Origin of the sequence: Staphylococcus ureilyticus (assembly GCF_025558845.1) — a bacterium.
Taxonomy (GTDB): Bacteria; Bacillota; Bacilli; order Staphylococcales; family Staphylococcaceae; genus Staphylococcus; species Staphylococcus ureilyticus.
Genome location: NZ_CP094825.1, coordinates 658065 through 672545 on the forward strand (window position 1 = coordinate 658065; position 14481 = coordinate 672545).

The following is a 14481-nucleotide window of genomic DNA, read 5'->3' on the forward strand; positions in this document are numbered from 1 at the left end:
CAATTTGATAAGCAATTGTTATTATAAATCTCGTGATACTTTAGTTCGATAACGTAATAAAGGAGTTGTGCTTTTGTGATAAATGCAGTTGTTATAGCAGTGGTACTGATGATTGTACTCTGTTTATGTAGATTAAATGTTGTTATAAGCTTATTTATCAGTGCACTAGTTGGTGGCTTAATCGCAGGTATGAGCGTCACAGACATTGTATCTGTATTTGGTAAAAATATTGTTGATGGCGCAGAAGTGGCATTGAGCTATGCTTTACTAGGCGGTTTTGCTGCGTTGATTTCTTATAGTGGTATTACTGACTATTTAGTAAATAAAATTATCAATGCTATTCACGCAGAAAACAGTAAAATGTCACGTATTAAAGTTAAAGTGGTTATTATCGGTGCACTCTTAATTATGAGTGTAATGAGCCAAAACTTAATACCTGTACATATTGCATTTATCCCAATTGTGATACCACCATTAATAAGTTTGTTCAATGAACTTAATATAGATAGAAGACAAATTGCAATTATCATTGGCTTTGGTTTATGTTGGCCATACGTATTATTGCCATATGGTTTCGGTCAGATTTTCCATCAAATCATTCAAAGCGGATTTTCTAAAGCAGATCATCCAATTGAAATGGGCATGATTTGGAAAGCGATGTTGATTCCTTCATTAGGCTATATTGTTGGCTTAATTGCAGGTATTTATTATTATAGAAAACCTAGAAAATATTCTGAACATAAAGATATTAAAGATATGAGTGAAATTGAAATTAGACCATATGTCCTCATAGTAACCATTATTTCTATTATTGCTACGTTTTTAGTACAAATGTTCACTGATTCTATGATATTTGGGGCTTTAGCTGGCGTGCTTGTATTCTTCATCTCACGTGCATACAAGTGGACTGAGTTAGACCAAAAATTTGTAGATGGTATTAAAATTATGTCATTTATAGGTGTCGTAATCTTATCGGCAAATGGATTTGCAGGTGTAATGAATGAAACAGGAGATATCGGTAATTTAGTAAGTGGGCTTAGCGATGTTATTGGTGAGAATAAATTATTTAGTATTATTGTCATGTACATTATTGGTTTGGTCGTAACATTAGGTATCGGTTCATCATTTGCTACAATACCTATTATTGCAACGTTATTTGTGCCATTAGGTGAATCTTTAGGATTAAGTACTATGGCATTGATTGCGTTGATAGGAACAGCAAGTGCATTAGGTGATTCAGGATCACCTGCAAGTGATTCAACATTAGGACCTACGGCAGGTTTAGATGTTGATGGTCAACATGATCATATTCGTGATACATGTATTCCAAACTTTGTTTTCTATAACATTCCTCTAATTATTTTTGGAACAATAGCGGCTATGATATTATAAATCTAAGAATAAAAAAAGAGGTGTCTTAAATGGCAAATATGCTTGATGCTTTAAAGATAAAGGTAGAACGGCAAGAACATGGACTTATGGTTATGTCCATGCCAGTAACAGATGAAGTGAAACAACCCTTTGGCTATTTACATGGAGGGGCGAGTTTAGCGCTCGGAGAAACAGCATGCTCTATGGGGGCTGCTGAAATCATTGACACAGAGCATTATATTCCCCTAGGTTTAGAAATGAATGCGAATCATATAGGTTCGACAACTGAAGGGACAATATTTGCGACTGCTACAATCATACATGAAGGTAGTACGACTCAAGTTTGGAACATAGATATCAGAGACCAAAATGATAGATTGATTTGTGTAATGAGAGGAACCGTTGCTATTAAACCACGTAAACGGCAATGAGCAATTAAAGTATTAGATTAGTGATTTTTATTTTAATGATTAGCATGTATTCAAGATAATTATTATTACATGTAAACTATATATGAGCTTGGGATAAAAACCTAGAAAAATAGCACGCAGATGATTTAATTAATGCATCTGCGTGCTTCTTTGTTATTCAATATTTCGTATGGTTGGCTCGCTTTCTTAGGAGACAGCTTCAGATTGTCTTGTTTCCTCAATCGACACGCCAAAATACAATGTATTCATATGTCATTTCACATTAAAATACTTTAAAAACAAGGTCTTATATTAATCAAAATGATGTTAATAATTATTCTACATGCATACACCAATCTGTATACACTGATCGTAAAATAGAAAAAATGCTTAATAATCGTATCTGAATGATGTAGCTCTCACAAAATCAAACACCTTTTTATAAAACAATGAATCGTTTTAAAGTAAATCTTAAAGTAGATGTCTTATTAGTATCTTTATTTCTTGGTCTTAATGGTATTTAATATGAGCAAAGTAGCAACTCAATGAGTTAATTATTATTTCAATTGAAATTGGCTTTTTCACATGTCCAAGCACTTTATGTCCCAGATTCTTTTGAATATGTTTATTTGTTGTTAAATATATCTTATGTTCAATACGGTTTTTTTGATAATACAGCAGTTGCAATTTTTGCTGCTGCTTCACGGCCACCCATGATGTTGCGAGCAAAGGGACCGAGTTCTAAATCTGCTAGACCACCTGTGACGAATAAATTCGGTAACCATTCTAAATGAGATGAAATAGAAGGCAGTCCCGCGTCTGACACAGGTGCATTAAAATTTTTAACGAGCTGCTTGATAATTGGTTGTTGCATTAGTGTATCTTCGAAACCTGTGGCTAATACTACGCTATCATAGAACATACAATATTGTTCTGTACAAATATGATGATGATGTATATCTTTTAATTCATTGATATGCATTATTAATTTACCTTGCTTTATGTGTTTTTTGAGCCTCAATGCTAATTCTTTAGGCATAGAACCTTTATGGCGCTCTTTTTGAATGATTTTCAGTTTGGTTTTAGAGTCAGTTAATGCACTAAAGTTTGACATTTTTTTGGGACCTAACCAACCTGGATCTGCGTCGAAGTCATGTACGTCAATAACTTTATTTGTCCAAAGATGAATGACTGATTGCGGTTGATGTTGTAGTAATTTTAAAGTGACATGTGCTGCAGAAATCCCACTTCCGACGACATGAGAAGTTTGTTTATGTAAATTTAATCGTGAATCAAAAATATGATATACATCTGGTGTATGTTTAAAGTTATGTGGAATATAGGGTACGTGATTACAACCTGTTGCAATCACCAAGTAATCTGATGTAATCCAATTGTGTTGTGATAATTGTACATGCCATTGTTTTTGGTTGAAGCTGATTTTATTAGCAAAACCGACAATATGGTTCTTGTTCAAATTGAATTTATGTAATAGATGGTGAATATGGTCTATAAATAACGCTCGATTTGGTCTTTTATACGGTCCATAACTGGCATTAATATATTGATGACATTTAGCAAATTGATTTAAATGAAAGGGATTAGGATGTATATGGTGGACACACGGCGAACGTAAATAAGGCATTTGAATGCGTTGAGTATAATCCTCGAATTGCTCGCATAAACTTTGATGTGGATCAATAATTGTTAGTTCGTGGTCTTTGATACCTATGGATTTTAATTTTATTGCGATTGTAATTGCTTGGATACCGCCACCGATTATGGTCCAAGTAGACATATTTTCAGCTCCTTTTAAAACGTAATAATTACGATTTAATATATCATCACACACCGAATTTAGCAATCATTAATTTTATAAAATAAAAAACGCATCCCAGTTAATTGGAATGCGTAAGTTAATGACTTTACAATTTTGTATCTTTTAGGTCTTTTTGTGTATCATCACGTTTTGTTCTTTTGGAAGCGGGTGTTCTCAAATTATATGCGGATTTAATAATAAGGTGACTTGCTAGTGGACCTGTTATCAGAATAAATAATATTCCAATAAGTAATTGCATATTTACGTAACCTTCACGCCCGATGAAATATAAGAAAACACCACTTATAAGTAACATTGCTCCCAATGTAGCGGCTTTACCAGCAGCATGTGCGCGCGCATATACGTCATCTAAACGCAAGAGGCCAATCGCAGCTAGTGCACTTATGAGTGAGCCGAGGATAACTAAGATAAGCGCTATGCTAATGATGATCGTTGTTATCATGTTCAATCACCTTACCTTTATCCATATATTTTGCAAACACTGCGGTTCCTAAAAATGCTAAAATACCAATTAACAAAATAGCAACCATCATATATTTAGTACCTAAGAAAATACTAAATAGTGCTACAATCGCCATTAGTTGGATACCCATTGCGTCGAGTGCCACAACCCTATCCGCAAGAGAAGGGCCGATAATGACACGAACAAGCATACCAAACATAGACAATGTTACGATAACTAATGCCACGATTAATATTACGTTGTAGTTCATTAATATTCGCCTACCTCTCTTACCACTTTTTCAAGTGATGATTTAATACTTTCTATTTCTTCTTCCTTAGTACTAAAATCAATACTGTGAATGTATATTTTTGTGCAATCATCACTAATGCCTAGAACAATTGTGCCTGGTGTCAGTGTAATCAAATTTGATAACAACACAATTTGCCAATCTTTTTTTAAATCGGTCGGATAAGTAAAAAAGGCGGGTTCGTTGTTGATTTTAGGCTTAGTTACGATTCTAATAACATCAATATTTGCTTTAATCAATTCTACTAAAAAGACGATAAATAATTTAATAATTTTATAAATAGTAATAATATAAAATCTACCGGGTAAGACACCGCGCATTAGGAATACTAACAAAAGACCAAAGATATAACCTAAAAGGAAATTATTAAATGTATAACTGCCGGTAACGAATAGCCAAAACACAGATAAAATTAAATTTACTAATATTTGAATTGCCATACTATTTACCCCCCAATACGCTGTCTATATATACACTAGGATTATAGAATGTTTCAGCAGCATCTTTTATGATTGGTTGTAAAAAGTCAGCGGATAGGCCAAATATTACTGATATGGCAACTGCAATGATAGCTACTGTTAAGATACCTTTGTACTGCAGTTTAGGATTGACTTCATAACCTTCAGATTCACCGAAGAATCCTTTTAAGAAAATACGAATAACAGAGTAAAGTACGACTAAACTAGATAGTAATATGATTATACCGCTTAAATAAAATCCTTTTTCGAAAGTAGCTTGAACGATATAGTATTTACCATAAAAACCACTTAACGGCGGAATACCAGCTAAACTTAAAGCAGCGATAAAGAAAGACCAACCTAATACAGGATAATGTTTGATTAAGCCACCATATTTGCGTAAATCGTGTGTTTTGGTGATTTTATACATCACACCAATTAAGAAAAATAGTGCAGTTTTTATCAACATATCGTGTAAAGTATAATAAATTGCGCCCATCATGCCAGCCTGATTCATCATTGCTACGCCTACTAAAATGACACCAACAGCAATCATAATATTATAAATGATAATTTTTTTAGTATCAAAGTAGCTTACTGCACCCACACAACCAAAAATAATTGTAAGTAAGGCTAAGAATAGAATGGTGTACAGCGAAAAATTAGAGGAATCGCCAAAGAAAAGGCTTGCTGTTCTAGCTATTGCGTAAACCCCAACTTTTGTTAATAATGCACCAAAGAAAGCGATAATTGCTATAGGTGGCGCATAATAAGCACCTGGTAGCCAGATATACATTGGAAACACACCAGCTTTTGTAGCAAAAACAAAGATGAACATAATAAATATAATACTGATAATTCCTTTGTCTTGTGTTGATAGTTGGCTTAATTTTTCACTGATATCTGCTAAATTCAATGTACCGACGACAGAATAAAGCATTGCAACGGCTATAACAAAGAAAGCAGAAGATGTCACATTCACAAGCACATATTTTATCGTTTCACTCAATTGAACTTGTGTGCCACCAATAACTAATAAAATATAAGATGCCATTAAAAATACTTCAAAGAATACGAAAAGGTTGAAAATATCACCAGTTATAAATGAGCCTATAACACCTGTGAGCATAAACATTATGGCAAAATAATAATAATATGTTTCACGTTCGATACCTACTGATTGATATGAATATAAGATAATCAACATTGTTACAATTAAACTTGTAATCACAAGTAAGATACTAAAAATATCTGTAACAAAAACAATACTATACGGTGCATCCCATGAACCAAGCTCGAGTTTTATAGGTCCATCTCTGAGAACATTCTTTAGATTTATAAAAGCAAAAATTAATGTAACTGCAGTACCTGTTAATGCAACGTAGCGTTTAATTTTAGGGCGTTTACCAATAAAAATTAATGCAATAATTGTTAACATTGGTATGACAAGTAATGAAATAATAAGATTACTCTCTATCATTATCTAGCACCCCTTTCATGCTTTCTACGTTGTCTGTACCTAGTTCTTTATAGCTTCTAAAAGCCAATACTAAGAAAAAGGCTGTTACTGAAAATGAAATTACAATTGCTGTTAATATGAGTGCTTGTGGAATTGGATCCACATATGAAGTAAACCCTTTTTCATAAATAGGGACTTCACCTTTTTTAAGACCACCCATCGTTATTAAAAATAAATTAGCTGTATGTGTTTGTAATGTAGTCCCAATAATGATGCGTATCAAACTTTTAGAAAGAATGAGATAGACGCTCATTGCAGTGAGAATACCACAAACAAAAATCATCACTATTTCCATTACTCATTCTCTCCAATCGCTAATATTATAGTCATTATTGTGCCAACCACCGCACATAAAACACCTAAATCAAAAAATGTGGCAGTGTGCATTTCTATAGGTTTTAAAATACCTAATGGAATTTCAAAAGGTGTATGCGTAAAGAAGTTTTTATTGTATAGCCAACTCGCCATCGGTGTAGCTAAACAAAAGAACAACCCGATACCAATGAGTTTTTTGAAGTCCCATGGGTATATTTTACGCATCGTTTTAATATCATAAGCAACAGCTACAATCACAAGTGAACTTGATAGTAGTAAGCCACCGACGAAACCGCCACCAGGTGTATAATGTCCTGTTAGAAATAGGTGTAAACCAAACATAACGATTAAGAAGAAAATCACAATGGCAGAGTATTGGAATATTAAATTATTTTTCTGTCTTTTCAATGTGAGTTCCTCCTTCATCATTTGGTTTATTTTTATAACGAAGTTTAATCATTGTGTAAACACCTAATCCAGCAATACCTAATACTGAAGATTCGAATAAAGTATCCGTACCACGGAAATCAACTAGGATAACGTTGACCATGTTTGTACCATGAGCTAAATCATATACATGCGCTTTATAAAATTCTCCAATTGAGCCAAAGTGTCTATTTCCGTATGTGATTAAACCTAATACTGTTACAACAGTACCAGCACCGATGGCAATCAAAATATTCAGCCACTTATATGAAGTGGACTCGTTATGTCGATTTAGATTTGGTAAGTGATAGAAACATAATAAGAACAATGCAGTAGATATAGATTCTACAACAAATTGCGTCAGCGCTAAGTCTGGCGCACCAAAGAAAATAAAGAAGATTGCTACTGCATAACCTACTGCACTTGCCATGATAATACTGAATAGACGTGAGCGAGCAAAAATAATCATTGAAGCTGCCGTAATAATAATGACTACGATGATCAATTCGAATGGTCTGATTTCACTAACATCTTTAAAGTTAACACTGAATGGTGTTACTAATAACGTCACAAGTGTAATTACGATTAAAGACGCAAAAATGATTAATAAGTTATTACGTGTAAATCCAGTAACATAAGTGTTGGTAAATTGACTAGAATAGCCTGGGAATACCGTTCCAACTTTATCATACCAATAATTGATTGTTAGTTTTGTAGGTTGTGCTTTTAATAAACTAATCCAATAACCAAAGCTAAATATTAACAATATACCAGCTACATAAATGCCCAATGTGGAGAAAAAGGCTGGTGTAAATCCATGGAACATATGAAACTCAGCTGTTGCATTTGTATTATTACTGATGGCGTTGACAGCTGGTTCAATAATCGTACCTGTCAATATTGAAGGGAAGAACCCAAAAACAATGACGAGTAGTGCTAAAATACCTGGAGAGATTAGCATTAATTTTGAAACTTCATGAGCTGATTTTGGTAAATTATCTGGTTTATAACTACCTAAGAAAATTTGACCAATAAATCTAACTGCATAAACAAAAGTGAATACGCTACCCAAAATGGCTACGATAGGTATGAGTATGCCAATACTATTTAAACTGAAGATATTAGCATGTGTAACTTCAATCATACTTTCAAGAAATTTCTCTTTAGATAAGAAACCATTAAACGGTGGAATACCCGCCATACTCAATGATGTAATTAATGTAATCGTAAAAGAAATTGGCATGATTGTTACTAAGCCACCCAATTTATTGACATCACGTGTTCCTGTACTGTGATCAACAGCACCAGTTACCATAAATAATGCACCTTTAAATGTAGCGTGATTTATAAGGTGAAACACAGCCGCTGTAAACGCAGCAACATAAATTTGACTATCTGCACCTTCGAAATGATAACTTACTGCCCCGATACCTAACATTGACATAATCATGCCTAATTGTGAGACAGTTGAAAAAGCTAAAATGCCTTTTAAATCTTGTTGTTTTGTGGCATTCAAAGATGCCCAGAACAGCGTGATTAAGCCGACTGCAGTAATCGTCCAAATCCAACCTTGAGAAAGTGCGAATATTGGTGTCATACGAGCAACTAAGTAAAGACCAGCTTTAACCATCGTTGCAGAATGCAAGTAAGCACTAACGGGTGTCGGTGCTTCCATAGCATCCGGTAACCAAACGTAAAATGGAAACTGAGCTGATTTAGTCATCGCTCCAATGATTACAAAAATCATAGACAATATAAAGTAAGGGCTTGTCTGAATTTCAGACGCATGATTGATGAGCGTTTGAATACTGGTAGAATTACCTGCAAGTGATAGTAAAATAAGGCCACCTAGCAGAGAAAGACCGCCCAAAACAGTTATGAGCATTGATTTTTGTGCACCATAAATAGATGCTTGTTTTGTTCTCCAAAATGAAATGAGTAGAAAACTTGAAAATGAAGTTAGCTCCCAAAACAGATATAAGATAATGATATTATCTGATAATACGACCCCTAACATGGCACCCATAAAAAGCAAAAGGTAACAATAAAAATGACCCAATTGCTCTTGTCGACTTAAATAACTAATGGAATATAATACAACCAAGCTTCCGATACCAGTTATTAATAAACTGAATAATAAGCCTAAGCCATCAACGTATAAATCGAAATTCATGCCAAAATGAGGCATCCAATTTGCTTTATGTACTACGTTTTCACCTGACATTGTTGTCGAAATGATTGATATAAAATATATAAATAAGACGACGGGGATAGGTAACACAAACCATCCTAAATGTATCCGCTTATGTACGCGATATACAATTGGAATAATGAGTGCAAATATTAACGGTAATAACACCGCTATATGTATCAAACTCATTATTTTATCCTCCTTTTAAAAATAGTATAAGGTCATTATACATGAATAAGACTATTCTGAAAAACCACGCTAACCCTTGTGGAGCTTTAATTTTAAGTTTGTTTTAAATAAGAAGAAACACGGTATTTTTATTCAAAATTTTGTTTGTATTGAATTGAATAATCTTTTTTTAATTGTGCTAAATTAGCACGTGAGCATTGTGCAAATTCGGTATTTTCTTCTTTTAATTTGTTTTCTAAATTCGTAATGGCAAATTGTAAAGATTGTATATAATCCAGTTCTTCTACATTAAAAGGTCTAAGTTTGGATTTTGAAGTATAGCGCTTTTCAAATTGACTTAAAGCTTTGCGTTCGTGAAAAAAGACATTGTTCGTTTCGTTTGGGTGATGTAAGTCTCCTTGTTTTGGATGTTTAATGACCTGTTCAATTTGAACAAGTACTTGATTGCCATCTTCTTCTATAATAGATACACCATAACTTCCAGTTTTATGTGCAAAACGATATAACATAATTCAATACACTCCTCATTTTATGTTAGAATACATATATCATCTTAACATGAAATGGAGAATAAAAATGTCGAACTATCCTCAGTTAAATTCAAAAGTAAACGAAAATGAAATAAAAATGGTTATGCATACAAATAAGGGTGATATGACTTTCAAATTATTGCCTGATATTGCGCCTAAAACTGTAGAAAACTTTGTTACACATGCAAAAAATGGCTATTATGATGGCATTTCTTTTCATCGAGTAATCAATGACTTCATGGTACAAGGAGGCGACCCAACAGCAACTGGTATGGGCGGTGAAAGTATTTATGGAGGTCCGTTTGAAGATGAGTTTTCACTAGAAGCATTCAACTTATATGGTGCTTTATCGATGGCAAATTCTGGACCGAATACGAACGGTTCACAATTCTTTATTGTTCAAATGAAAGAAGTACCAGAATCTATGCTTAGCCAACTCGTAGATGGTGGTTGGCCAGAACCGATTGTGAAAGCTTATGGTGAAAAGGGTGGTACACCTTGGTTGGATCAAAAGCATACTGTTTTTGGTCAATTATTAGAAGGTGATTCTACATTAGAAGATATTGCGGCTACTAAGGTAGGGCCACAGGATAAACCTTTACATGATATCACGATTGATTCAATAGATATTATTGAAAAATAAGGTAAAATAAAGTTTGAAAGATGGTGAACTCTAGCAAGGATTTAACCATTTTTAAATTGTTTTTAAATACCTGTTATATTAAAAATAAAAAATGTTTAAGAGGTTGAGACAAATTCATTGTTTCAGCCTCTTATTTTATTTTGACAGTTTTAGTTATCTCTGTGGGAACGTGATAGTGTAATATATTCAATTAAATACCATTATAGGCAAAAACTTAAGAATTTTTATTTTGAAAGCATTGATGCAAGTAACAGTTCTTGGGAATGGATTAAAAGCCTTTGTATAGTGAGATATAAGTGAAATTCAATCCGTGGTTGTGTAACTTGATTTTTGATAAATCGTGAAATTTTTCTAGGTAATATTAGTACCATTGAATGATTTATGCTATTATGAACATGTTAAGTAAAACGAATTAAGGGGTTATCACGTTGAATAATCACTATAAAGTAGGTCAACATATCAAAGTTCGTGTGACTGGTATTCAACCGTATGGCGCTTTTGTAGAAACCCCTGACAATACTGAAGGATTAATCCATATTTCTGAAATTATGGATGATTACGTCCATAATTTAAAAAAGTTTTTATCGGAAGGACAAATTGTAAAAGCAAAAGTCATTTCAATTGATAAAGAAGGAAAGTTAAATCTTTCTTTAAAAGATAACGACTATTTTAAAAATTATGAGCGTAAAAAAGAAAAGCAATCAGTATTAGATGAAATTAAAGAAACCGAGAAATATGGGTTTCAAACAATTAAAGAACGCTTACCGGTTTGGATTAAACAGTCCAAAAACGCGATAAAAGATGAACAGTCATCTTTTAAAAAACACTAACATTTTATTTTAAGATGTTAGTGTTTTTTATTTATAAGCTAAAATTTATTGGAAGAGTAGCAATATAAAATTATATGCGTGAGCATATAATTTTATATTTAAAACTAAGGAAGTTAGAATTAGAAACACTTAAAGTGATTATGTAATGACATTTAAGTATTTTGTATTTTAGGAGGATTTAATTTAATGGATAAAAAATTTCAACCGTTATTTGAAAAATTAAAATTACCAAATCAAGTTGTTTTAGACAATCGATTTGTACTAGCACCTTTAACACATGTTTCATCTAATGACGATGGCACAATTTCTAATGAAGAGGTTGTGTATATGGAACAGCGTTCAAAAGATGTTGGTCTAGCAATTTCAGCTGCAAGCAATGTAACAGATTTAGGTAAAGCTTTTCCTGGACAACCTTCAGTAGCGCATGATTCTAATTTAGAAGGTCTAAAGCGTTTGGCAAAAGCTATGAAAAAAAATGGTGCAAAAGCGGTTGTTCAAATACATCATGGTGGCGCGCAATCTTTACCTAATTTAACACCTAATGGGGATGTTGCGGCGCCAAGCCCGATATCATTAAAGAGTTTTGGTGAACAAGAAGCACATGATGCACGTGAAATTACAAAAGAGGAAATTGAATCAACAATAAAAGCTTTCGGTGAAGCAACTAGAAGAGTCATTGAAGCTGGATTCGATGGTGTTGAAATTCACGGTGCAAACCATTACTTAATCCATCAATTTGTATCTCCATATTATAATCGTCGTAATGATGAGTGGGGACAAGACCGTTATAAATTTGCTACAAGCGTGGTAGATGAAGTGACAGATACTGTTAAGAAATACGGAAGTAAAGATTTTATCGTTGGCTATAGATTTTCTCCTGAAGAAGCTGAATCTCCAGGTATAAGCATGGAAATTACTAAAGAGTTGATTGAATTATTAGTAGAAAAACCTTTAGATTATTTACATGTATCGTTAATGGATATTCACTCACAAACGCGTGAAGGTCAATACAAAGGCAAAGAGCGTATTAAACTTATTTTAGAGTGGATGAATGGACGTATGCCACTCATAGGTATAGGATCTATTTTCACAGCTGAACAAGCTATTGAAGCAATTGAGTCAACTGGTGTAGAACTAGTCGCACTAGGACGTGAAATCTTGTTAGATCATAATTTTGTAAGTAAAATTAAAGATGGCAAAGAAGATGAAATTCTATCTCAATTTGATCCGCAAAGAGCAGATAAACATCACTTGCCACCAAAATTATGGGAACAATTTAATAAAGGTTTTTATCCATTGCCTAGAACTGATAATAAATAAAAGTTTTGAATGCGTAAATACTAACTTTATTAACCCTATCTAACTGCCAAAGTGAGCACAAGTTATAAATATTTTACTAGCAAAAAAACGTCAATTTCTATTGAAAAAATTATAGAAATTGACGTTTTTTGTTTGTATAAAATTTTAAATTAAGAACACTAGAATTAGCATAAATCTTGTAATCTGGATTTAAATCAAGAAGAATTTTTAAATTTATAAAAATTGGCTTGTGTAAACAGTCGAGAATGTGTCATTATATTAATGTAAAGGCTTACATTTTGACGGTTATATTCTAAATTTAACGTTTAAAAGTTGTAATGTAAGTTCTGAATCGATGATTTTATAGTATTTTCGGAAAATAGTTTTCGTAAGTGAATAAATACGTTATGCTATGAATGAGTAATGCCAATAAATTATTATATAATTCATGCAAAGGGGAGATATTATGTCAAGATCTGAAGAAATCATTGAATTAACAAATCATTACGGTGCCCACAACTATGTGCCACTTCCAATTGTAATTTCAGAGGCAGAAGGTGTATGGGTTAAAGATCCTGAAGGAAATAAATATATGGATATGCTGTCTGCTTATTCTGCAGTAAACCAAGGTCACAGACATCCTAAAATCATTCAGGCTTTAAAAGATCAAGCTGACAAAGTGACTTTAGTATCACGTGCGTTTCATAGTGATAACTTAGGGGCATGGTATGAAAAAATATGCAAGTTAGCCGGTAAAGATAAAGCCTTACCTATGAATACAGGTGCTGAAGCTGTTGAAACAGCACTAAAAGCAGCACGTCGTTGGGCTTATGATGTGAAAGGTATTGCACCTGATAAAGCTGAAATTATTGCGTTCAATGGTAACTTCCATGGCCGAACAATGGCGCCAGTATCATTGTCATCTGAACCAGAATATCAACGAGGATACGGCCCATTATTAGATGGTTTCCGTAAAGTTGATTTTGGTAACATAGATGCTGTTAAAGAAGCAATTAATGAAAATACTGCTGCTATTTTAATTGAACCTATTCAAGGAGAAGCAGGTATCAATGTCCCACCAGAAGGTTATTTAAAAGAAATTAGAGAATTATGTGATGAGCATAATGTATTATTTATTGCTGATGAAATTCAAGCAGGACTAGGGCGTTCAGGAAAGTTATTTGCCACAGATTGGGATAATGTAAAACCAGATGTCTATATTTTAGGTAAAGCATTAGGTGGAGGTGTATTCCCAATTTCTGTTGTATTAGCTGACGAAGAAGTGTTGGGCGTATTTACACCCGGTTCTCACGGGTCAACGTTTGGTGGTAATCCATTAGCGTGTGCTGTATCAATTGCAGCGTTGGATGTATTAGTTGATGAAGATTTAGCAGGGCGTTCATTAGAGCTAGGTGAGTACTTTAAATCAGAATTAGAAAAAATAAATCACCCAGCGATTAAAGAAGTGCGTGGTCGTGGATTATTTATTGGTATAGAACTAAATGAAAATGCTAGACCTTACTGTGAAAAGTTAAAAGAAGAAGGATTATTATGTAAAGAAACACATGATACAGTAATTAGATTTGCACCACCTCTTATTATTTCCAAAGAAGAATTGGACTTTGCATTGGATAAAGTAAGAAATGTTTTTAAATAAAAATGTTCTGTAACTTAAGTTTTGAAAACCCTTTAAAAAGCAAAATCTTAT

The 14481-nt window shown here is 33.3% G+C and carries 15 protein-coding genes and 1 pseudogene; 7 read left to right on the forward strand and 9 right to left on the reverse strand.

Features of this window, described 5'->3' with window-relative positions:
• Positions 1-75 precede the first annotated feature (75 nt).
• From MUA21_RS03285 to MUA21_RS03295, 3 genes and pseudogenes are all read left to right on the forward strand, one after another.
• The gene (locus tag MUA21_RS03285; RefSeq protein WP_262561856.1) at positions 76-1392 is read left to right on the forward strand and encodes a Na+/H+ antiporter family protein; all 1317 of its coding nucleotides are present in this window, start codon (positions 76-78) and stop codon (positions 1390-1392) included.
• A 29-nt stretch (positions 1393-1421) separates the two neighbouring features.
• Entirely contained in the window at positions 1422-1802 is a 381-nt protein-coding gene (locus MUA21_RS03290) for a hotdog fold thioesterase (protein ID WP_192946136.1), read from the forward strand.
• A gap of 297 nt (positions 1803-2099) precedes the next feature.
• Positions 2100-2287, forward strand: a pseudogene (locus MUA21_RS03295) (transposase); the annotation flags it as partial.
• Between the two features lie 146 nt (positions 2288-2433).
• On the opposite strand, the gene MUA21_RS03300 reads toward MUA21_RS03295, so the two are convergent.
• The 9 genes from MUA21_RS03300 to kapB all read right to left on the reverse strand — a co-directional run bounded on the left by MUA21_RS03300 (position 2434) and on the right by kapB (position 9980).
• Positions 2434-3579, reverse strand: coding sequence for an NAD(P)-binding domain-containing protein (locus tag MUA21_RS03300; protein ID WP_262561857.1), 1146 nt, complete (start codon positions 3577-3579; stop codon positions 2434-2436).
• Positions 3580-3706: 127 nt separating this feature from the next.
• On the reverse strand, positions 3707-4063 hold the full coding sequence (locus tag MUA21_RS03305) for a Na+/H+ antiporter subunit G1 (RefSeq protein WP_262561858.1): 357 nt from the start codon (positions 4061-4063) through the stop codon (positions 3707-3709).
• Positions 4041-4334, reverse strand: a complete 294-nt coding sequence (locus MUA21_RS03310; RefSeq protein ID WP_046208018.1) for a Na(+)/H(+) antiporter subunit F1 — start codon at positions 4332-4334, stop codon at positions 4041-4043. The genes MUA21_RS03305 and MUA21_RS03310 overlap by 23 nt, the downstream gene beginning before the upstream one ends.
• Positions 4334-4813, reverse strand: a complete 480-nt coding sequence (locus MUA21_RS03315; RefSeq protein WP_262561859.1) for a Na+/H+ antiporter subunit E — start codon at positions 4811-4813, stop codon at positions 4334-4336. The genes MUA21_RS03310 and MUA21_RS03315 overlap by 1 nt, the downstream gene beginning before the upstream one ends.
• Before the next feature lies 1 nt (position 4814).
• Positions 4815-6311, reverse strand: a complete 1497-nt coding sequence (locus tag MUA21_RS03320) for a Na+/H+ antiporter subunit D (protein ID WP_262561861.1) — start codon at positions 6309-6311, stop codon at positions 4815-4817.
• A complete protein-coding gene (mnhC1, locus tag MUA21_RS03325; protein ID WP_040030166.1) occupies positions 6298-6645 on the reverse strand; it encodes a Na+/H+ antiporter Mnh1 subunit C in 348 nt (115 codons plus the stop codon). The genes MUA21_RS03320 and mnhC1 overlap by 14 nt, the downstream gene beginning before the upstream one ends.
• Positions 6645-7073 (reverse strand): Na(+)/H(+) antiporter subunit B, encoded by a 429-nt coding sequence (locus MUA21_RS03330; protein ID WP_080760407.1) that lies wholly within the window; start codon positions 7071-7073, stop codon positions 6645-6647. The genes mnhC1 and MUA21_RS03330 overlap by 1 nt, the downstream gene beginning before the upstream one ends.
• Entirely contained in the window at positions 7054-9471 is a 2418-nt protein-coding gene (locus MUA21_RS03335; RefSeq protein ID WP_107526040.1) for a Na+/H+ antiporter subunit A, read from the reverse strand. The genes MUA21_RS03330 and MUA21_RS03335 overlap by 20 nt, the downstream gene beginning before the upstream one ends.
• Before the next feature lie 128 nt (positions 9472-9599).
• The gene (kapB, locus tag MUA21_RS03340) at positions 9600-9980 is read right to left on the reverse strand and encodes a sporulation phosphorelay system protein KapB (protein WP_107526041.1); all 381 of its coding nucleotides are present in this window, start codon (positions 9978-9980) and stop codon (positions 9600-9602) included.
• A 67-nt stretch (positions 9981-10047) separates the two neighbouring features.
• Between kapB and MUA21_RS03345 the strand changes: the two genes are divergently transcribed.
• From MUA21_RS03345 to MUA21_RS03360, 4 genes are all read left to right on the forward strand, one after another.
• Positions 10048-10644 (forward strand): peptidylprolyl isomerase, encoded by a 597-nt coding sequence (locus MUA21_RS03345; RefSeq protein WP_262561866.1) that lies wholly within the window; start codon positions 10048-10050, stop codon positions 10642-10644.
• A gap of 428 nt (positions 10645-11072) precedes the next feature.
• Positions 11073-11474 carry a S1 domain-containing post-transcriptional regulator Ygs gene (gene ygs / locus MUA21_RS03350; protein ID WP_046208025.1) on the forward strand — a complete coding sequence of 134 codons (402 nt, stop codon included), beginning with the start codon at positions 11073-11075 and terminating at the stop codon, positions 11472-11474.
• A 186-nt stretch (positions 11475-11660) separates the two neighbouring features.
• Complete coding sequence (locus MUA21_RS03355; RefSeq protein ID WP_107526043.1) at positions 11661-12794, forward strand: NADH-dependent flavin oxidoreductase; 1134 nt, start codon at positions 11661-11663, stop codon at positions 12792-12794.
• A 445-nt stretch (positions 12795-13239) separates the two neighbouring features.
• Complete coding sequence (locus tag MUA21_RS03360; protein WP_107526044.1) at positions 13240-14430, forward strand: ornithine--oxo-acid transaminase; 1191 nt, start codon at positions 13240-13242, stop codon at positions 14428-14430.
• The last annotated feature ends 51 nt before the right edge of the window (positions 14431-14481 follow it).